This is a genomic window from Geomonas ferrireducens, assembly GCF_004917065.1.
Taxonomy (GTDB): Bacteria; Desulfobacterota; Desulfuromonadia; order Geobacterales; family Geobacteraceae; genus Geomonas; species Geomonas ferrireducens.
The window spans coordinates 928,210-949,433 of record NZ_SSYA01000003.1 but is presented as its reverse complement, the minus strand read 5'-3'; the positions used below and the strand labels follow the sequence as shown (position 1 = coordinate 949,433).

Below are 21,224 nucleotides of genomic sequence, written 5' to 3'. Positions count from 1 at the left end.
AGCCGTCCTCCGAAACCATCGATGTGCTTACAGGCGCAGCACTGAAAACCGCCGACGGAAATATCCACTGGCGAACTGGAAGCGGTCAAGACGTAGCCTGAGAAAACTTCGGACAAAAGCCTGTACCTCCGTTGGAAGTGATCCGAGGTCATGCCATATACTGGGCCAGGGAAGATATAAAGGATTTTCATACATTCACCCTACGGCTGGCTTTGCGAGAGCGACGAAGTCGGCCGTCATCCTCTCCCAAGTGAAGTTTTGCTGCACCTTTTTCTTTAAGTTACTCCCCAGCATAACGATCTCCTCACCTCCTGATATGAACTGCAGCATAAGAGCCAAGAGCTGGGATTCATCTGCAACGGAGAAAAGCCTTCCATCCACTGTATCTGTTATGATCTCCGGCACTCCCCCTGTCCGTGAGGCAATAACCGGGAGCCCGCACAAACCTGCTTCCAAAATGGCGATACCGAAAGCCTCTTTTCTGCTCGGCAGGATAAAAAAGCGGGCATGCTTGTAAAAACCAGGCATATGCTTTCTGGGGATATTGGTAAAAAAAAGTACTTTTTCAGTAAGGCCTTCCTTCTGCACGAGGCGTTTGAGTACTTCAAGATAGGGAGTGTCTCGACCAACAAACAATAAATGCAAACGGTGCTTTGTAAGGTGTAAGGATTTTGCGAAGGCTGAAATCAGAATATCCTGCCCCTTATTTTCCTCGAAAGTTCCCACGCTGAGGATATAGTCGCTGTAGTGGGGGGGAGTCTCGCTGATAGAGCCCTCAATGCACAAAGAGGCGCCATTGTGAATGACAGTCACAGCATCTGAAGGAAGGTCCAGTCCCTGGATTACCTTCTCTTTCAAGGAGTACGAACAGGTAGTCACCCCGTCAGCGGCAGCCAAAATCCGCTCCCAAGCTGCACGCTCGGGCTCTCCGGCGTTGACGATCTCGTCAATGTCTCTGCCATGGAAGGAAATAATCAGGGTGAAGGGTGCCTGAGGAGTGCGAACGGAAGCACCGAAGCAAGAGCACGTCGAAAGACACGGGAAGTGCACGTTGACTACGCCGACATTATACAGCCGCAAAATCAGGGAGATGATAGCGGCATTTGCGCGTTTCGCCACCCGACTAGAGAATTTCATGCCTCCGAAAGCTTCCGGGTACAGTCGTTGCCGAATGGTCCGCACGTCCCCGCGGGAAAAACGAGGGATGAATGAGGACCATGAATTAATCAAGATTACCGGCCGGAACACCCCCCCCCTTTCCAATTGTCGATATAGCTGATAGGCAACTTCGTTCACTCCACCCACTTCCGAAATGTCCCATGGCAAAACAATAAGGTATGTTTTTTTCGGCCTTGCCACGGCGGAAAACAGCTTACGAAGGTCGGAGAACAGGGCGGAACGTAGCTGCTGGAATTGCGGATTCCTATCAACGAGAAGGTAAGAGCAATAGACAACACAACCAGTACTGATGAGCACCAACAGATTGAGCTCAGTTTTTGCTTTGAGGGGCATGGACAGTAGCAGTACCAGCACAAACATGATAAATGAACCAACCGCCCCCGTCTCGACATAAGAATAGACTTCATAAATGCTTACTTTCAGGAATGAGGTGGCAAGGGAGAAGGATAGAAGGAACTCGATCAGGCTGAAGAAAAAGTAGGCCCACGCAACCCCTTCTATTCCGAATCGCACCCCCGCAAAACATAACCCGGCGAAAGACACGCCGGAAAATAGCAGCCGCAGCGTATAGCTCCGGTATTGTCCGACCCCAATGTTAAAGCTGGCGAGAACCCCTCCGAAGGATTTGAACACGAACGCCGCACAGAGGATGCGCAAAGGCATAAGCATTTCCTGCCATTGTGGTCCGAGCAGGATATGAACGAGGTGTCCCGAGACAGCGATCAGGCCGAGGTACAAAGGCCCCGAGACCAGGGCGGTCAGCAAAAAGGCCTTGGCGAACTGCCGCCTGAGTTCCTCACCGTTTGCCCTGCTACGGCTGAAAGCGGAGAACATAACGGAGTTTATGTTCATGAGTATGCTTTCTGAGGGCGTTACTGCGATGTTGAGCGCCTTGTCGTAAAGCCCGAGCGGGTAGGTGCCGAGCATCCTGCCGATAACCAGCGTATCGATATGCCTGATGGCAAAGTTGATCTGACTTTTGGCAAAGTTCCAGAGCCCGAAACGCCAAATGGGCCTAAGAAGTGAATTACTGAGCCTAACAACCGGTAGCCACCTGGAGACGGCACACAGTAAGATCGTGAATAAAAATAACGGTACGATCTGGCCAAGAGCTAGCGACCAGAACCCGAACCCCATATAGGCAAGCACCAGGGAAAGCACCCCGGTCGCGAGGTTATGAAGCGATTCTATGGTCGCGAGGGCCTTGAACCTCATCTGGGACCTCAATATCGCGTGGGAAATCCCGTAAAAGGTCGACAAAATGAAGTACGCGCACATCACCTTGATCGCCATTTCACAGCGCGGCTCTCTGAAAAAGTCGGAAAGTTTCCGTGCAGATGCAAAGAAAACCGAGGCCATAATAACCGAAACGGCGAGATCCATGGTAAAAATGGAATTGATGGTCATCCTGCAGGTGATGTTTTGTTGCACGATGGTTTCATTCATGCCAACGTTTGTGATCTGGTTGGCGTAGGCAATAATCATCATCACGATAGCCATGATGCCGAAATCCGACGGGTTCAAGAGCCTGGCCACTACGATCGACAGGGCGAAAGAGATCACCTTCAACGGCAACCTCAACATAGTGTTCCAATAAAGACTGTCCTTGACAGACGTCATACTCGATAACCTTGTCGCAGGATTCTGCAGATCAGCGTCTTGAATTCCAGAGAAATCCGCTCGCGAGAGAAAAGAGCCAACGTTTCCGGGTCTGCATACCCCTTTGTGGCACCTAGGCTGGCGTCTGCCATGGCAGCTTCAAGACGTTCCGCAACAGTCCGGGCCGAAGCGTCGGTGACGAAATAGGAGCTTTTGTTGTAGGTCCGAATGAGGCGTTCGGCTTCACCTGGCGGAATGACGGCTAAGAACGGGACATTGAGTGCGATGCCTTCAAAAAGCTTGGTACTCAACATCGGCTGAACGATCCTTAGCAATTGCAGGTGCGAGCGTTTTATCACATGCAAGGCTTCCGCGTACGGAATGCTATCGTGTAAAATGACTATATCTTCTAAGTCATATTTTTTAATATATTTTTGCAATCCACTACCTGTGCCGTAAAAGCTCATCTCAAAATTGTCATAACAAATAACGCTATTCTTTTTTAAGATGCTTAATCCTTCAAATAAAAAATCACATTCGAGCTCAAAATAAAAGTTACCAGTGTAAACAACGGTGAACTTCTTGTATTTATCTTCAATTACCAATTCAGAAAGTATATTGTCGTCAAATCCGTTGTAGAACGTCTTAATTTTTTCTTTTACCACAGGAAACTGCTCTACAAAAAGCTGTTCCGTCTCCTTAGTGGTCACGGCAAAGACGTCGCACGCCTTAAGCAACTGCTGTGTATACCATTTATTAAAGGGCTTTCTAAAGTTGGGCGTAACAAAAGCAGTTTTCTGGTACCTACTGATATCCAGACCAAAGGGGTCACGGTAGTCTATGACCAAAGGAAGACCTGTGAGTTTTTTGAGGATGACTCCGACAAGGCCTGAACTGAAAGGTGAACAGGAGACGTAGATCAAGTCCACCTTCTTCCTTCGGATTATGAACCAGCCACTAAGGATGGCGAGAGGAATCCAGCCTATGAAAATGTCAGGAAAGGCAAAAAAGTCGTATAGATAATTCCTTTTAAGGGTGATGCCTGTAAGGCTCAGCAGCCTACAGATGCCACCGTTCAGCTTGCCGAGAACCTTGTACATGTTGAACAGCGAGTAGGTATAGACAACATCTATACCGGCAGGGACATCCCCTCCCCCCATCGAGCAGTAGGTGCGGTCCGGATTTCTGACACTGAGGACCACGGGGGTCCATCCATATTTTTTCCAATACACAGATAACGCGACACTGCGCTTGCACCCCACGTCTTTGAGAGGCGGGTAGTAGTAACAAACCATCAAAACATTTTTCGGCAAAGACTCGCTATCAGCTTTCAACGCCCCACCTATACCGCTCATAAACATTGCCCCGCCTTGCTAACTTTCTACCGAAGTAAATCATACGGTAGATTCGAAGAAGACACAGCTGGGAAAACCAGTAGTGCACTTACTTTCACAAGAAATGAAGAGGAACGAACTAACGTCCCCCTAGGTACAACTCACAGTATTTATTGGTCATAACCTCAGATGAAAACTTTTGAATCACTACACATTTTGCTTTACGAGCGAACTTTTCCCTCAGACTGCCGCTGGACAAGAGGGTGGACACGGCCTCGGCCAGCCTTAAAGGGTCCGCAGGAGGTACCAGCAAAGCACTGGTCATGTGCTCCAGAACATCTGGTACACCACCGACGTGCGAGGCAACGATGGGACAACCGCTGGCCATGGCCTCCAGAATACCGATGGGGAGCCCCTCTGACTCCGACGGCAAGACATACACGTCAAGCAGCTTGAGCAGTTGCGGCACGTCACCGCGTGCCCCTGTAAATACGACATGTTTTGAAATACCTAGCCGATTGCACTCCTGCTCCAGAAAACCTTTTATGGATCCGTCTCCCACTATCAGGAGGGTAAGCCTAGGGTGCCTTCCTAGCACCGTTGGCATCGCACGCAGCAGGTGCTCAACACCCTTCACCGGTTCCAGGCGAGCTATGACGCCGATGAGCGGTGTATCCTGTGCAATCCCCAATTCACTTCTTTTCTGAATACAGTCAACACCGCATGAGAAGCGCTCTAGATCGACTCCGTTTTCAATAGTAAGCAGTTTTGAGTCTGGGATCTTTTCATATGCACGCAGGTTCGCCGTAGTATGAGTAGAAACCCCGACAACCCTGTGCACAAAGTGACTCATCAACCACTCCATAAACATGTAGCGGGCTTTATCAGGAAACTCTCTAGCATGGTCGGTGTGGATGATTCTATGTTTCTCAAGGCTAAGTAAAGACCCCAATGTACCGTCTAAGAGAGGCTGGGTGTTGTGAGTATGGATGACATCGACCGGGTATTGCTTTAGTATTTTGGCTACCTTTAGGAAAGAGAGGTAATCAGTACCTGGAGAAACGGGCTGTGGTAACAGCACGACTGGAACGCCCAAGGTTCCCAGTTCACCAGCCAAAGGACCGAGGCTCCTGAGGCAGAGAACTACAAACTCGAAAGCCTGCCTATCGGCGGTACGGCAAAGGGTTACCAACATCTGCTGGAGGCCACCAATCGCCAGATCGTGGGTTATGTGCAGGATGCGTAACGGCGCCATCGAACCCACCATACCTCTACTGTTCGACCGGCCAGGCAGCAGGCAGCATGTCAAGAAGCTTGCTGGCGAATTGTCTGACATGCTGCTTAGCCTGAGCTACGTTGCCGTCAGCGGCCGCTTGAGAAATCTGGATGTAAGCACCATCGTCTTTATTATGCATAACTCTGCTCACCAACCGGCCTAGATTCTGATAAAGGCTGTTCGAAGCAACCGTAGTCCCGCCAGTCTGATACCAATGGAGCAGCACCGTGTTGAGTTCATCTTTGCGGGCAACGATAACGTTAACTCTTGCGGTTTTACCCGTAGACATCGTGCAGTCGGTCGTTCCAGTTTCGACTATCGCCGAACCAGCACTGGGAAGGCACGAGTATGGGTTATGTCCAGTCCGCCCCCCCTTAGCTGTCCCGTAATAGCCAATGTAGAGGTCTATGACTCTGCCGTCGGCAGAACGATAATGACGGTAGACATATTTATCCGCGTTAAGTTCCCTGTAGACCGACTCAGGAAAGTAGTCTTCGACGGCGCGGTAACCATCGATCTCCATCGGGAGCTTCTCCAGGTTCGTGGCGACCACTACCGGGACGGGACGGTAGGCCAGAAGGCTGCTAACGGCTCCGGTCAGAACCAGCAGAATCAATGCCGTTACGAAGCTAGCGTTTCTCATCACGCCACCTTTTTCCTGTTCAACAGCTTATACAGCCCCCCGAGTACGGCGAGACCGAACACGAAGACGATGATCCCGGAGAACTCGTGCAGAAATCCGCGCGCCACCTTGTCACCGAAGAAGTGGGCCAAAATGCCGGTGCCGGTGATCCTGATGATGTTGGCGGTCATGGCGATGGGGACCGCCGCCAGCACCATGACGACGCGCCGCTTCCACGTGGCCTGCGACATGTAAGCAAAGATGGTCCCCAGCATGGTGAGGGACATGATGGAGCGGACCCCGCTGCACGCCTCGGCCACCTCGAGCTGGGTTCCGACGAAAAAAAGCATGTTCCCTTCCCGGTACACCGGGATGGAGCAGTGCTCGATGAGCTTAGCGGACAGCTTGGTGGCCATGAGCTGCAGCGGCATGGAGACCAGCCCAATCACGGAGACCGGCACCGGAACCATGAAGAGCAGGAACAGGACGGGAAAGGCCAGAATCCGCCCCCAGGCGCTCCCGGTGCAGAACCACAACAGGCCAAAAAGGGAAAGCACCATGGCGACCCGCGCCGGAAAGGCGACCCCCCCCGCGAAACTGAGCAGGAAAACGGCGAGACCGGCAACGAGAACCACTGCCCCCCACTTCGAGGAGTCCATCTCGGCGCTCAGAAGTTCATCTTTTTTCTGCCAGATGAGGTAGAGCGCTATGAGCGGCACCAGAAAACCGTGGTTGTTGTCGGAATGGCCGGCCCAGTCCCGCACCATCTCGGGGACGACAGGGTAAAAGACCAGGAACCAAAGACCAAGTAGCAGGGTTAATTTTATTTTGTCGTTTCGTGCCAGTCCCATCACCAGATCTCCCGGTACGTCTCACTTCCCGCCCTCGCCTGCACCGGAGTTAATCAGGTCCGCTATCCGCCGCAGGTCTTTTTCCGTCACATATGGGTGCAAGGGGAGCGAAACAAGGCGCTTAGCCACCTGCTCGGCCTGCGGAGCCGGACCGCCCAAGAGCGTCCCTCTCAGTTCGGCGATCCCGGTTACCGCGTCGGGGTAGACCAGCGCCACCCCCAGCCCCTCTTCCTCACTCATCTCGATCAAGCGTCTCCGCTTGGCCTCGTCCACGAGCACCGGAAACCTGATCAGGTTCGGAAACGCCCTCTTGAGCCGTGCCGTGGCTTTCACCCCGGCCTTTTCCAGGAATACCGCTTTCCTCAGGCGCGTCTCGCGCAGTCTGGCAAGTCTCTCCTGCCACCCCCTGGCAAGCCCCACCTGGAACGCCCCCAGCTGCTTCATGGAGAACCTCGGGTCGAATCGGGTCTCCCCCAACCTCAGAAAGGGGAGCGCCTTTGGCAGCCAGAAGAGGCCGGGTCGGACCAGCAGGGAGAGCGCGAGGGCGTAGCAGAACGTCAGCAGAAAATCGCCCCCCCCTTCGTGCGGCAGCCCCCGGACCGCCCGCGTCACCGCGTCGCCAAGTCTTGCGTCTCCGGTCAGGATGATGCCGCCTGACACCGTGGAGAAAGCCTTGCCGCGCCCGAGACTGAAGAGAGCTATATCCCCCAGGGTGCCGATTTTTCTCCCGCCGACCTCCCCTCCCATCGCCTGGGCTGCATCCTCCACCACGAAGATGCCGCGAGGAGAAGCGAGTTCCTTCAGCCGGTCCACATCGGCGGGAAACCCGAAAAGATGTGCTGACACGGCGCACAGCACGCGCCCGCTGTCGAGCGCCCCCTCGAGTTTCTCCCAGTCGTAATCGAGGGTCGCCGGGTCCACGTCACAGGGGAGCACCTTAAGCCCCGCCCTGGTCACCGCGGCCGGGACCGAGTAGCAGGTGTAGGCGGGAATGACGACCTCTTCCCGTCCCGGATGCAACTCCTTCAGAACGGTCAGGATGACGGTCAAGGCGGTCTTTCCCGAATTGACCAGGGATACATGGCTAACCCCGTAATACTCCTGCAACTCCGTCTCGAACCGCGCAACGGTCTTCCTGCCGGAGGCGAGGCCCGCAAGACCGGAAAGAATCTCCCTAAAGGAAATCGGTACCGCCGCTGGGGGAAGGGTTCTACCTACGCGCATCACGCCCCTCCGCTATGGGATGTTCCTGACGATGGCCGGTCCCAAAAGCCGGGTGAGCGCCACGGGGAGCCTCCGCCACCCTTGCACCGCGAGGCGGAACTTCGGGTTGGCCGGGTTCAGATCAGGAAGCTCCGCTCCTGGTCGCAAAAGGTACTGCCAGTAAAGGGGCACAGGCTCGGCACCCCACTGTTTCTTGAAGAGGTACGTCCCTTCGCCCGGGGTGGAACGCCCGAAGTCGAAGCTGTGTGCCCCTTCGCCGATGGCGAGCCTGATCGCCTCCCAGTAGAGCATGTTGTTCGGGCAACACTCCCGGAAATCGCGATTGGAGGAGGCCCAGGGGACCTCGACCCTGTCTCGGAAACGGGTCATGATGCCCGAGGCGATGGTTTCGCCGCCGCGCAGGACGGAGATGACGCGGGGGTCTACTTCTCGGGCATGCAGGACGTTCTCGAAGAACTCCCGTCCGTACACCGGGGTCCCCAAGTCGCGCATGTTGCGGCAGAACACACGATAGAACCCGTCGAGAAGCTCAGCGCCCCCTACCATCACCTCCAGCCCACTTTTTTGCGCCTTTCTCACCTGGTTCCTGAGCTTCGGGCTGAATCGCCCCCACTGGCTCTCGGAGTCGGGGGCAAGGTCCAGGACCATGGTCACCTTGTGGCTGCGGGTGGCAAGTCCTGGGAGAGGATCCGCCAGGTGGCGCAGTTCAAGGTACGAAGCGTCACACTCCGCCATGACGCGTCCCCCCTCTTTCAGGAGGGCGGATCTCCCGGCGGGGTCGCTGCAAAGAACCCCTCCGTAATTGAAAAAGGGAACGGAGACCAGAAAATTGCCAAAGAGCCTGCTTTTCATGTGGATGATCGGGAGCACCCCGACGGTCCTGCCGCCGGAACGTGCCAGCAGGTAGTACCCACGGTGTCCGAAGCTCTCCTCAACCACCTTTCTCCAGAGGTAACGATGGTAGCTGGTCGATGCGGGATGTGAGGCGACGAAGGCGTCCCACTCCGTCCCGTCCCCCCCGTAGAGTTCGACCGATAGCCCGCTCACGAATACACCCCGTCGGGGGCGCCGGGAAGCCCCTCCCCCCTTCCCGCGAAGACCTCACTCATGGTGCCGAAGCGGACGCCGGAAAGCAGCGTCCTCAGCTTCCCTTCGGTCTTGTCCAGGTTCAGGTAGTGCCTGAAGCGGGACTTGAGCCCGGCCCGGATACGCGGCTGCCCCGGGTCCGTCTCCCAGGGATGAAAGTAAAGCACCGCGGGCTCTCCTTCCCTGTCGTTGATCGCCTCTATGCAGCGCCGAAGGAAGGAGACGGGGAAGAGCCTCAGGTACCCTCCCCCCGCAACCGGAAGGAGGTACTGGTGCCCTGCCACCCGCAACGGGTAGGTGCTCAGCGGGAACTCCCTGATCACTCCGCCGGCGCGCCGGATCAGGTGCGGGAATCGCGGCGCGCCGGGAAGACCGTAGATGTCGTGGTAGACCGGGAAGATGCTCGAGTCGAACTCGAACCCCTCCTCGACGAGGACGTCGAGGGCCCAAAGTGACTGCCTCGTGATCGAATAACTCGGGGCACGGTAACCAGCCACCCGGTTGCCGGTCACGTCTTCCAAAAGCGCCTTGGCGCCGCGCACGTCCTCGCGAAACTTTTCCTTACCCAGGCGGTAGACCAACTGGTGTCCGTAGCCGTGGCAGGCGATCTCGTGCCCCCGCGCACCGATCTCGCGCACCAGGGCGGGGCAGCGCTTTGCCACCCAGCCGAGGACGAAGAAGGTTCCCTTGACGCCGAAGGAGTCGAAAAGATCCAGCACCCGACGCGTGTTCGCTTCCACCCGCAACGGATATTCGTCCCACTTCTCGCGGTCCACGTAGCGCTCGAAGGCCGAAACCTGGAAATAATCCTCGACGTCTACGGTGAGCGCGTTCAGCATGGTCACCTAGTAATCCTCATCTCTACTATGGCGCGGTTCACCTCGACGGAACCTGCAGCGCTGTCAAGGTTGTCGCGGTAGCTTATGTGCGTGTAGTTCGCCGCGAGCACGACATTGGTGCTCATGGCGTAATCAAACCCGGCTCCGGCGGTCAGGTGGTAGGGATAATCCCTGGGAAGCGTGCTGTCTAGGCGGTCCCCGGAGAGGTTCAGGTTCGCCGTCAGGCCGGAACTGAGCTCGTATCGTCCGGTAAGGCCGAAAAAGACCTTCCTCTCGACGTCGCGCGGCACCTGCTGCTCCTTCTCGTATTTCGACCAGGAGGCGGTGAAACTCGCGAAACCGCGCGGGAAGTTGCGGCTTAAGGTGGCGTAGTGGTTTATGTTTCTGGTGGAAAGCGTCTGCGGGTCCTCGGTGTACTGCACCTTGGTCCCGATAGCGGCAACCAGAAGGCCGAAATCCCGGCTGGCCCCGAGGTCCCAGAAGGGGTCGCTCGTTTTCAGGCCGCTATCGAAGGACTGCCAGTCGTAGCCTCCCTTGGCGTACAGGAAATTCCCGGTGCCGAAGTCGTATTTGAGCCCGGCGAAGGCCTCGTGACGGTCGAGACCATCGGCATCGGAGATGATCCGGGCGAAGGTGTAACCGGCGGAAAGAACAAGCCCGGAACTTATCTCGTGGCTCAATTCGGCATAACCGTCGTGCTCCCTCTTGTCGACCCCGTCGCCTCCCCAGTAGCGGGTGTCGCGGTAACGGTAACCGGTTTTCAATGTGGAACTGCCGGAAAGATGCCAGGTTAAAAAAGGCGAGACGATGGCGTTGTTCTGCAGCGTCTGGTTGACGACAAGGCTTTCGCCGGTCAGGTCACGCGCCAACTCGGAGGAGACCCGGCTGTAGGTGTCGGAGAGGTCCACGTGGAAGAAGTCGTCGAAGAAGCGGAGGTTACCCAGCATGGCGGCGCGGTGATCCAACTGGTAGCTGCGGCTGTTCTTCGCGAAATAGCGGTAGTCGACGCCGTAGGAGAGACTGGTAGTGAAGCCCCCCCCCTCGGCCGAGAGCGCGATGGTCGGCTGCACGCGGGTCACGAAATCCGTCTTCTCCCGTTGGGCGGTCTGGAACAGGTTGTCGTTGTACTCCTCGCTGAGAGAAAGCGATGGGTTTACCTTGAAATCGGCAGCCAGGGCCGGGGAGGCTGCCAGAACTGATGCGGCGAAAAAGGTCGCCGCGGTGCGGCGCGTCGGAAAGGTCCCTGTCATTTTTTCACCCCGATATTGCTGACTCCGTCCATCAGTCGGCGCGCGAAGCTCGCGGCGGCTGGACGCCCCGCGGAGGAGAGGACCAGGCTCTCGATGGCGTAGGAGACCGTCTCCAACTGCTCCGCGATGCCGGTAACCTTCTTCTCGTTACTCTCGATGCGCCTCGAAAACTCCCCATGCATCCGCTGCATCGCTTCCTCGAAGCTCTTCAAGGCCCTGGGTAGGCGCTCACCCAGGTCCTCCTCGATAACCTCCAGGCGCCCCTCGACCCGCGCGAGCGTCTCGCCACCGGCCTCGTTCACGGGGTCTGGCGCACCAACCGGAGCGGGGAACCCCACTCCCCAATAGGTGCGCTCGAAATCGAGATCGTCGGCCACCTCGTGCGTCATCGCGGCGGTCACGGTGCGCACCTCGTCGGCGAAGGCCGCAAGCAGCAGGAAGTCGCAGATGATGTTCACGAGCCTCGGAATGCCGCGGCTGAAGCCGTGGACCAGGTCGAGCGCCTCCTCGGTGAAGACGACGGCCTCCCGGTTCCCCGCGACCTCCATCCGATGCATGATGTAGGCGGTGGTCTCGTCGCGCGAGAGCGCGGTCAGGTGGCAGCTCACGCTGATCCTTTGGCGCAGCTGCATGAGTTCGGGCCCCGCCATGGTGTCGCGCAGTTCGGGCTGCCCCACGAGGACGATTTGCAGAAGTTTGTTGTGCGAGCTCTCGAGGTTTGAGAGCAGACGCACCTCCTCCAGGAGCTCAGCATCCAGGTTCTGCGCCTCGTCGATGACGAGGATCGGCGCGTTCCCCTTCGCGTACTGCTCCAGCAGGAAGTCGTTCAGGTCCCGGATCAGGGCCACCTTGTCCTTGCCCGAGACGTCGAGGCCGAAGTCGTCGTTTATCATGGCGAGGAGCTGCTCGACGCTGACGCGCGTGTTGAACACCTTGGCAAGCACCACCCGCTCGTACTTCTTGCCGATCAGGTCCCTGATCAGGGTGGTCTTGCCGCTTCCCACGTCGCCGGTCAGAAGAAGGAACCCGGCCCGCTCCCTGATGCCGTAATCGAGGTAGGTGACCGCCTTTTTGTGCGACCGGGAGAGGAAGATGAAGTCCGGGTCCGGCACGAGCTCGAAAGGCTTTCTGGTGAAACTGAAGAATTCCTCGTACATAACCGCTCCCTGACCTACTGGCCCTGCCCCTCGTAGTGCTTGTAGTAGGCGTAGCGCTCGTCGTGTCCGGCCTCGCACGCCGCGTTATACACCACCCCCAAAAGCCCCGGCCCCTTCACCGACTCGTAAGCCTCCAGCACCTCGCTCTCGCTGGCGAGACGCTCCATGACGACGAACAACACACCGTCCACGATATTGGCGAGGGCGCGGCTTTCGGCAAAGGGGAGCAAGGGAGGGGTATCGAAGATGATGTAGCGATCCGGGTAGCGGTTTTTCAGCTCGTCCACGAGGGCGCGCATCTTCTGTGAGGAGAAAAGCTCCACCGGGTTCTCCACATGGCTTCCCGAACGGATCAGCGAGAGTTTCCCGAGACCGGTCTGCACGATGGTGTCAGGGATCTCGGCCTTACCCGAGAGGATGTCGGCGAGCCCCGGCCCCTGCTCTATCTCCAGGTATTTGTGCAGGGACGGGCGGCGCAGGTCCGCGTCGACCAGAAGGACGGTGTGGTCGAGCCCCTGGGCTAGGCTCGCTGCAAGGTTGAGAGCCGTGAGGCTTTTGCCTTCCCCGGGGACCGAGCTCGTCACCATGACCGCGTTTTTGAACCGGTCCCCGTCGGTGAGCTTCACGAGGACCGACTTAAGCTTTCGGTACTCCTCGGCAGCCGGTGAGTGCGGGTCGAGGAGGTTGACCAGGAAGGGGTGCCTGGGCATCAGCACCCGCTCCGGCGGAACTGTCGGCGGCGCCGTGGCGACGCGCGTCGCATTCCCCGGCGGCGCCGCCGTCGCGACCTCCGTGGTGCCGCTCCCCTCTGCCGCCTCGCGGGGAGCCCCTTCCTCTCTGAGCCGTGCCGCCTTTTCCATCGCCATCTCAATTCTGCTCATAATATCCTCGCTGCCGCTCTCCCCGCTCCCGTGTCGGGACGCGGCCGGTTCGTTGTCGCTAGTGCAGCATCCCCCACAGCCCCTGGCTTATCGGGGTCAGGTGGTCCAAAAGCCTGTCCATGTACGGCAGTTGCAGAAGCTCCATGACCGGGAACACCAGCAGGAGCAGGAAATACACCGCTGCAACCGCGAAGATGCGGTGCGTCCTTCTGCGCAGCGTTATCGCCTGCTGCGCATCGACCATCCTCGGGACGACGGCGAGGACCGGTACCCCCAAGGCCTTCACGAAGGAGAGTTCCTTCACCGAGCCGTCGAACTGGTCCCGAAGCACCAGAAGGCCGAGACTGCCGATAAGCCCTCCCAGTATCCCCGCGAGCATGATCACGATCCGGTTGGGGCTCGAGGGCTTGACGGGCAGGACCGCCGGATCCACGATGCGGAACGTGGTGGCCTTGTCCTGCACTTCCATCTGCTTGGAGACCTCGGACTGCCCGTGCCGCGCATAGAGCTCGTCGTAGAGTTTCTTCTGGTTCTCCCGTTCCACCTCGAGCTTCGCAAGCCCCGCCTTCGCCCCCGGAATTCTCTGCAGGACCTCCCGGTTCTGCTGGATGTGGCGGCTAAGCCCATCCTCCGCCACCTTGAGGGCCGACACCTCGGCGTCGATCTTCGCCACCTCCTGAGGGTCCAGGGGCTGCGGCTCTCCACCCTTGCGGGTTTTAAGCTGCTCCTTAACCGTCTCGATGTCCCCCTTCACGGTGAGCACCTCGGGGTAGCTGTCCGTGTACTGCACCCTTAACTCTTCGAGCCGCTTTTGCAGGGCGACGAGCCTTGCCTGGAGGGGGTCGTTGGCTCGCCTGGTCACCTGGCGCATCCCCTCGAGCTGGCGCCTTCTTAACTGCAGGTCGTAGAGCTTTTGCTGGGCGATATTGATTTCCTCGAAGAGTTTCCCCTCGTCGATGGAGATGATCCCACCCTTCTCGCGCTTGTAGGCGTTCACCTCCCCCTCGGCCTTCTCCAGTTTCGTGTTGAAGTTCTGGATCTGCTCGGCGAGGAACTTGGTTGCGTCGTACGATTCGCCCCGCTTTGACGAGGTGTTCTGCTCGATGTACAGCCGCACCAACGTGTTCACGAAGTCACGTGAGATCCTCGGATCGCTGTGGGAGAAGGAAATGATGAAGAGGTTGTTCTTCTCCTTGACCTTCACCGTGATGTTCTTCTGCAGATCCCTGATCAGCTCGTCGTTCCCCTCCTTGCCCAGGTTCATATCCAGGCTCTCCATCACCTTGTTCAGAAGCGACCGGCTGGTGATGGCGTAGGTGAGGACGTTGATGGTGTCGTCCATGGAAGGGGACACCGTGATCCCCTTCACCAGTTCGCTGATCACGTTTTTTTCGATGAACACGGTGCTCGAGGACTCGTACTTTCTCGGCAGAAGGTAGCTCACCAGAAAGACGAGGGTCATGATCAGCAGCGCCCAAAGAACGAAGCGTTCCTTGTGCCTCGTGACAAGCTGCACGTATTTCTTGTATTCAGATTCCTGCACGGCTGCCCCCTATGCCTAAAAAAAGGCTTCCTTGACCAGTATGTAATCCCCGGCCTTCAGGTCGATGTTCTGGGAGAGATCCCCCTCCTTGAACAGCTTCTTCGCCTTGACCTCCAGGGAACGGGGCTTGTCCCCCTCTTTCCTGCGCACCACCACGTCGTTTTGGTCGGCAAACTTGGTGAACCCCCCCGCCTCCAGGATCGCCTCCATCACCTTCATCCCCTCCCGGTACTCGATGGCTTTCGGAAGGTTAACCGCACCAAGAACGTAGACGCTGCGGTCGGTGAGAAGAGGGACGAACAACGAGTCGTTCGACTCGAGCTGCAGGTCCTGGCTCGTGTCCCCCTGGATGAACAGGCGGTGCAGATCGACCTTCATCTTCTGCCCCTCGCGCAAGAGGTAGGCGTTGCGCAGGTCGGCGGTCTTCACCTCCGGCAGCATGCACAGAAGCTGCAAGAGCGTCGTGCGCCTCGAGAGGTCGTAAACCCCCGCCTTCACGCCGGAACCGAAGATGTACACCTTGGAGTTGGTGATCTCGCGCACCGTGACGGTGACGATAGGGTTCTTCACCAGCTCCTTCAGCCGCCCGCCGAGGTACCCCTGAAGCTGGCTCGGGGTGCTGCCGCTCGCAGTCACCTCTCCAAGGCCCGGGACGGTGATCTTGCCGTCGGGGCGGACCCGGACCTGGAAGTTCAGGTCCTTCACCCCCCAGACCGCGATGTCGAGGAGATCCCCCTCCCCGATCTGGTAGTCGCCTCCGAAGAGGGCGGCGGGGAGGGAAAAAAGCGCGACCGTTATCAGTACCAGCAGTCTCAGTCTCATTGTTTCCTCCTTTTGACTCATCTCCCGCGTCCGAAAAGCACCACCTTGACCGTCTCGAAGATGATCCGGGTGTCGAGGAACACGGAAAGGTTCTTGATGTAGTAGAGGTCGTAGCGCAGCTTCTCGATGGCGTCCTGTGCCGTGGAGCCGTATGGGTAGCGGACCTGCGCCCAACCGGTCACACCGGGTTTGATGGTGTGGCGTTTGGAGTAGTAGTAGATCTCCTGCCTGAGCTTCTCCACGAACTCGGGGCGCTCAGGCCTAGGTCCTATGAAACTCATCTCGCCCCGCAGCACGTTTATGAGCTGCGGGATCTCGTCGATGCGCGAGTTGCGCAGGATGGCGCCCACCCGGGTAATGCGCGCGTCGTTTTTCTGCGCCCAGACGGCGCCGTCACGCTCCGCATCTTCGCGCATGGAGCGGAACTTGTAGAGGGTGAAGGTCTTCTCCCCGAGGCCTACGCGCCTTTGCCTGTAAAAGAGCGGACCGGGGGAGTCGAGCTTCACGGCCAGAACGATAAAGGGCAACAAAGGAGCGCTCAGCACAAGGCCGGTCAACGACAAGAGGATATCGATGCAGCGCTTGTACACGTTGATGAGGGCGGTGCGGCGAAAGCCGCTGGAGAATATGATCCAGGAGGGGGTCATCTCCTCCAGCAAAAGCTTTTCCTGCACCAGTTCGTAAAAGGTAGGCGCGTCGAGGATCTCGATGCCGTTTAGCTTGCAGCGCATCATCTCCTGCAGAGGAAGCACGCCGCGCCGCTCGGCGAGCGCCACTACGATCACCGACGCCTTTTGCTCCCGCGCAATCTGCAAGAGATCGTCTTCGGCCGGGATGATCAGCGACCGGAACCGTTCCGGGTCGTGCACCGTCTGTTCCGGTCGATGACCGGGGTCGCACTCGAGGTACCCGGCCAGGGTGAAGGAGCCGCTTTGCGAGGTGAGAAGCCCCCCAAGCTGGCAGGCGAGGTCGCCGGTGCCGAGAATCAGGACGCGCTGCGCGAAAGGGACTTTCCTTGAGTTTACGTTGGTGAGCGCGTACCAGGAGGCCTGCAGCACCACGAAAAAACCCAACGCGAAAAATAGGAGCCCCCGTCCGAGCATCAGCTCCGGCCAAAGGTAGTAGACCACGGAGAGGAAGAAAAAGGCGGCGCATCCCCCCTGGGTGCAGGCGGCGAGGATATCGCGCTTGCGGCTCTCGCGGGGGAGCGAGTACACCTCCATCAGATAAGAGGAAAAGAGGGTGACGGAGACGAACAAGACGCCACCCATCACCCCCTGTTCCGGGCGCCATTCCTGGGCCAGGACCGGGCTGCCGAAGCGCACCCCGGCAGCCAAAAGCAGTGCGGCGATGGCGAGTACCGCGTCGGTAAATATGTAAAAAGCTACACGCAGGTCCATACAGGTTCGGATTTCCTCCCCGCCGCGGGGCTCGCGCGCCGGGCATCTATTTTCTCAACTGTGCTAAAAGCGCCTGAGCCGCCTTACGGTCCGGGTACTCTCCCATGGCAAGGGATTCCTGAAGCGCCTTCTGCGAACGGGCCAGATCCCCGGTCTGACGATAGACAAGCGCCAAGTGGTAGCGCACCGTGGGGTTTCCCGGAGCGAGCACGGCCGCCCGCTCCAGCACCTTGGCGGCATCCGCGTTGCGCCCGTTGCGGTAAAGGGCGTAGCCCAGGGTGTCCGTCACCAAGGCGTTGCCCGGGTCGATGCGATAGGCCTCGAATGAATAACGAAGCGCCTCTTCCTTGCTGCCGTACCCATCGGCGCAAAGGTAGGCCAAGTTGTTAAGGGCCGGCAGGTACGCGGCGTCGTATTTAAGCGCCAGCCGGTATTTGGCGGCAGCCTCTTTCTTTTTCCCGGCCGCGTCGAGGATCTCGGCAAGGGCGGTGTGGGAGGGCGCGTAGTCCGGTCTCAGCTTCGCTGCCGCGAGGTAAGCGGCCTGGGCCTTGTCGTACTGCTTTGCGGCCTTGTAAATGTTCCCTTGCGTGATGCGCACGTCGGCGCTTTTACCGTCCGCCTGGACCGCCTGATCCGCCTCGGCTATCGCTTCGGGCACGGATCCTAGGTTCAGGTACACCGAAGCGAGGAGCAGGTGACCGTCTGCCGCGCCGGGACGCTTGGCTGCCAGCCTGCGGGCGTTCTCGATCGCCTTGGTGCGGTCCCCCATGGCCGCATAGGTGGCAATTTTGAGCCTCAGTCCGCGTTCCTGGTTCAAAAGTTCCATATCGTCGGCCACCTTGAGCGCCTTGCGATAATCCTTCTGTGCCAGGTAGATGCGGGCCTTAAAGTCGAGTGGAGCGACGGCAGACGGCGAAACTTTGATCGCCTCGTCGAGCACCTCGATCGCCTTGCCATCCGCGCGTTTCTTCTGGTGGTAGGCAGCCAGCGCCAAAAAGGCCTCAGGCGCCTTGGTTTGAACCGCCTTCCGGTAGAATGAGAGAGCCTCTGCTTCCCTGCCGGTCAAATCGTTCAGTGCGGCAAGCCCGAGCATGGCGCGGACATTTCTCGGGTCCTTGGCAAGCAGCGCATTGAACTCGCCGATCGCCCTTGTGTAGTCGCCGGTGGCAGCGTAGTAACTGGCCAGATTCTGGTACGAGGCGGTGAAGGCGGGGTTCACTCGTTTGGCCTGTTCCAGGTTCTTAAGCCCCTCCCCCCTGTTTCCCGAGCCTAGTTGCACAGCCGCAATGGCGTTGTAGAGCGCCGCGTCCGACTTCACACCTTTAAGCCCCCCCTGCAAAACCGAAATGGCTTTTGCCGGGTTCTTCTCGCGACTGTAGTAAGAAGCGAGCAAGAGCCTGCCCCCCGTGGCATTCGGCGCGGACTGAACCGCTGCGGCGAGTTCGACCTCCCCTTCACGCCCTTTCCCCTTGGAAAGGTAGAACGCCCCTTTCTTGAGGTGCGCCGCCACAAGCTTCGGATCGAGCCGGGTGGCGCGATCGAGTTCGCGTACCCCCTGGTCGAAAAGTCCCTGGGACATGTACGCGGTCCCCAGCATGGCGTGGGCTGCGGCATCGGATTCGTCGGCGGCAAGGACCTTTTTGATCTCGGCGATGCCGTCCTCAGTCCTTTGTTGGGCCAAAAGCGTCTGTGCCATCACGAGGCGCGCCTGGCGCGCCGACGGCATCCTGTCAAGGATGAAGCGGAACTGGCTCAGGGCGTTCTCGAATTCCCCCTTGCTGTAGTAGCTAAGCCCCAAGAAGTGATACCCATCGGGGTTGGGGGAGAGTTTTACCGATTGCTGCAGCAGCGTGATAGCCTCGGCGTAGTCTTTGCGGTAGAACGCCACGATTCCCTTCAGACGATAGCCGTCACCGTTTTTCGGCGACCTGTCGATCATCCGCTCCGCTGCGGCGTTAGCCTGATCAAGCTCTTTTCTCTCCACCTGAATCAGCCCGAGCTTGTATATGGCCTCACTGCGGTTTGGGTCGAGCTTGAGGATCTTTTCGTAAAGGGAGACCGCCTTGTCGGTGTTGCCGGCTACCTTTTCCAGAGCAGCCAACTTGAACAAGGCCTTGAAGTTGTCCGGTTGCATCTGGAGCAGCGTGTTCAGCATGCCCCTCGCCTGCTGAACGTCCCCCAGAGCCTGGTAGACGTCGGCAAGGTACAGCTTGGTTTCAGGGCGCTTCTGATCGGCCTGAAGAGCACGTACCAGGTAATCACGGGCCTCTTGGTATCTGTCCCGAACTACGAATGAAATGCCGAGGACCTCGAGCCCCTGGGCATCCCCTGGATGCCTGGAAAGGTACTGCTGCCCCATCGTAAAGGCCTGGTCCCCTTTTCCCATGGCGTTGCTAAGCCGTGCCAGTTCAAGCATCACCTCATCGCGGGAGGGATTCTGGGTGAGGACCTTGGCAAATTCCTTTTCCGCCTGGCTGTTTTTACCCAGCGCGGCGTAAGCCTTGCCCAACTGATATCTCGCTTCCAGGAAGTTGCCGTCCTTGTCCAGGGCGTTTTTGAAGTAGACAACGGCCCCGGCGGGATTGGCTGCGTCCATCTGCTTTACACCTTCGTTGTAGAGGTCTTCTTTCGTCTTGCTGCCACATCCGGGTAAGACGACCAGCAACGCCAGCAACAACAAAAATAATTTCATGGGGTTCCTCCAATTTGCTCCGACAAGGGACGCTCCCATTGCTTGCTACGTAACACCAAAGGTACGACGACGCCTCTGTCGGATATTCTTACATAGCCCGGCTGTGACGCAAGCAGGGAACACTCATTTCTTGGCAGATTATAAAAAGATAATAAGTGACAGGATCTTTTTGGTAGTTGCCGGGAGGTGAGGGTCCGGGTTTAGTGAAGCCTGCGACAGCATTGAGGAAGGCCCGGCTGATAGCGGCCGGGATGACTGCAAAGAGGTGATGCACCGGCATGACGCGCGAGACGGCCACAGAAAAACCCGCCACTGTTCCAAGCCTACTGGAACCGGTGGCGGGTCGTTCTTTCATCTTCCCTATTCAGGGGTCGTCAACCATCGATGACTTTGTCGAGTCCCTCTCTTCATCTGCTCCGCGCTACGGCAACTAGCTGCGTTGACGACGTTTGCCATAAATTGCCAGGCCGAGGAACCCTGCGCCGAGCAGTACTATGGTTCCCGGTTCGGGAACTGGCGGGTTGCCGCCACCTTCTGCATCATGTGAGAAGGGAGCGAAAAGGTAGCTTACGTGGTTCCCGGAGAGGATGTGGTCGTACGCATCGAAGTGGACGCCGCTGGCGTACCCGGTGATATCCACGGTATAGGCGTTGATCTGACCCGGGGTGGAGAGCGTGGAGAGGTCAGGTGCGACGACGCTGAAGTCGCCTATCATAGAATCCGTGAGGGTGAAATCGCCGAGGCCGAAGGAGACCCAACTCGTCCCATCACCATAGATGCCGTGGCTAGGAAGCAGGCTGCCATCGCCGAGCACCGGTTGCGTACCGACACCGCTCGGGCCAACAGTCGGGGCTGACGGCGTGGAGGGATCGATAACAGGGGGAGCCGCCGTTGTCGGGGTTAAAGTGATGGTGCCGGTCTCACCGGTCTTGAACGCGGCGGACAGGAAGACGTTTGTGATAGGCTCTTTGTTTCCCCAACCTAAAACCCAGAGGGTGAAAGAACTGCTGGTTGTGACCCAGGTCTCGGTTGAATCGTAAGTAGCACCAGGGATGTACAGTTGAAGAACCGGCTCAGCAAAGGCTGATGTTGAGAACATCAGCGCGGCAGCGGCTGCTAAGATCAACTTTCTCATGACCTACCTCCTTTTTTAACCTCATATTCCTTGAAGGGCATTAAGTTGCTTTTCCTGTTGCACCAGCCGTGCCATCACTCCAAGTAGCCGTTTTTACACCGGACCCATCAAACCGGCATGCAGCCTTCTGTAAGGTATCTCGACAAAACAGAAAGGCTTTCAGGAGCGAAGTGAGCTGAAATCACGGGAAAATCCGGGCGAGGACCGCTCGACGGGGAGGGTAATGACCCGTAACGTGCCGATTCAAAACGGATCGGCGCTTTGCGCGGGGATTCTGTCGATTTTTTTTACAAGGAGTTGGACGTCCGGGAAATTGTTTTAGACGGGAGGGAGA

At 57.9% G+C, this 21,224-nt stretch carries 16 protein-coding genes; all 16 read right to left on the bottom strand.

The genetic code is table 11. The annotated features are described in order from the left end of the window. Window positions 1–195: 195 nt before the first annotated feature. The gene (locus tag E8L22_RS20015) at window positions 196–2,763 is read right to left on the bottom strand and encodes an oligosaccharide flippase family protein (protein WP_281283007.1); all 2,568 of its coding nucleotides are present in this window, start codon (window positions 2,761–2,763) and stop codon (window positions 196–198) included. A gap of 32 nt (window positions 2,764–2,795) precedes the next feature. Then, window positions 2,796–4,133: a glycosyltransferase gene (locus tag E8L22_RS20010; protein ID WP_162604882.1), complete on the bottom strand. Its 1,338-nt coding sequence runs from the start codon at window positions 4,131–4,133 to the stop codon at window positions 2,796–2,798. Window positions 4,134–4,251: 118 nt separating this feature from the next. After that, entirely contained in the window at window positions 4,252–5,367 is a 1,116-nt protein-coding gene (locus tag E8L22_RS20005; protein WP_162604881.1) for a glycosyltransferase, read from the bottom strand. 16 nt (window positions 5,368–5,383) lie between these two features. Then, window positions 5,384–6,031 carry an exosortase C-terminal domain/associated protein EpsI gene (locus E8L22_RS20000; protein WP_136526854.1) on the bottom strand — a complete coding sequence of 216 codons (648 nt, stop codon included), beginning with the start codon at window positions 6,029–6,031 and terminating at the stop codon, window positions 5,384–5,386. Further along, window positions 6,031–6,861, bottom strand: a complete 831-nt coding sequence (xrtA, locus tag E8L22_RS19995; RefSeq protein ID WP_136526853.1) for an exosortase A — start codon at window positions 6,859–6,861, stop codon at window positions 6,031–6,033. Before xrtA ends, E8L22_RS20000 begins: the two co-directional genes overlap by 1 nt. Window positions 6,862–6,882: 21 nt before the next feature. Continuing rightward, window positions 6,883–8,085, bottom strand: a complete 1,203-nt coding sequence (locus tag E8L22_RS19990; RefSeq protein ID WP_136526852.1) for a DegT/DnrJ/EryC1/StrS family aminotransferase — start codon at window positions 8,083–8,085, stop codon at window positions 6,883–6,885. A 12-nt stretch (window positions 8,086–8,097) separates the two neighbouring features. Beyond that, window positions 8,098–9,132, bottom strand: a complete 1,035-nt coding sequence (locus E8L22_RS19985) for a FemAB family XrtA/PEP-CTERM system-associated protein (protein ID WP_136526851.1) — start codon at window positions 9,130–9,132, stop codon at window positions 8,098–8,100. Beyond that, window positions 9,129–10,010 carry an XrtA system polysaccharide deacetylase gene (locus E8L22_RS19980; protein ID WP_136526924.1) on the bottom strand — a complete coding sequence of 294 codons (882 nt, stop codon included), beginning with the start codon at window positions 10,008–10,010 and terminating at the stop codon, window positions 9,129–9,131. The genes E8L22_RS19985 and E8L22_RS19980 overlap by 4 nt, the downstream gene beginning before the upstream one ends. 2 nt (window positions 10,011–10,012) lie before the next feature. After that, window positions 10,013–11,260 carry a TIGR03016 family PEP-CTERM system-associated outer membrane protein gene (locus E8L22_RS19975; protein ID WP_136526850.1) on the bottom strand — a complete coding sequence of 416 codons (1,248 nt, stop codon included), beginning with the start codon at window positions 11,258–11,260 and terminating at the stop codon, window positions 10,013–10,015. Further along, complete coding sequence (locus E8L22_RS19970; RefSeq protein WP_136526849.1) at window positions 11,257–12,417, bottom strand: XrtA/PEP-CTERM system-associated ATPase; 1,161 nt, start codon at window positions 12,415–12,417, stop codon at window positions 11,257–11,259. The genes E8L22_RS19975 and E8L22_RS19970 overlap by 4 nt, the downstream gene beginning before the upstream one ends. A 14-nt stretch (window positions 12,418–12,431) precedes the next feature. Continuing rightward, entirely contained in the window at window positions 12,432–13,298 is an 867-nt protein-coding gene (locus E8L22_RS19965) for an XrtA-associated tyrosine autokinase (protein WP_136526848.1), read from the bottom strand. A 58-nt stretch (window positions 13,299–13,356) separates the two neighbouring features. Then, a complete protein-coding gene (locus tag E8L22_RS19960) occupies window positions 13,357–14,841 on the bottom strand; it encodes an XrtA system polysaccharide chain length determinant (RefSeq protein WP_136526847.1) in 1,485 nt (494 codons plus the stop codon). 15 nt (window positions 14,842–14,856) lie between these two features. Then, window positions 14,857–15,663 (bottom strand): polysaccharide biosynthesis/export family protein, encoded by an 807-nt coding sequence (locus E8L22_RS19955; RefSeq protein WP_136526846.1) that lies wholly within the window; start codon window positions 15,661–15,663, stop codon window positions 14,857–14,859. Between the two features lie 17 nt (window positions 15,664–15,680). Then, complete coding sequence (locus E8L22_RS19950) at window positions 15,681–17,063, bottom strand: TIGR03013 family XrtA/PEP-CTERM system glycosyltransferase (RefSeq protein WP_136526845.1); 1,383 nt, start codon at window positions 17,061–17,063, stop codon at window positions 15,681–15,683. A 46-nt stretch (window positions 17,064–17,109) separates the two neighbouring features. Beyond that, window positions 17,110–19,755 carry an XrtA/PEP-CTERM system TPR-repeat protein PrsT gene (gene prsT / locus E8L22_RS19945; RefSeq protein WP_136526844.1) on the bottom strand — a complete coding sequence of 882 codons (2,646 nt, stop codon included), beginning with the start codon at window positions 19,753–19,755 and terminating at the stop codon, window positions 17,110–17,112. 430 nt (window positions 19,756–20,185) lie between these two features. Next, window positions 20,186–20,890, bottom strand: coding sequence for a choice-of-anchor N protein (locus E8L22_RS19940; RefSeq protein WP_136526843.1), 705 nt, complete (start codon window positions 20,888–20,890; stop codon window positions 20,186–20,188). Window positions 20,891–21,224 lie beyond the last annotated feature (334 nt).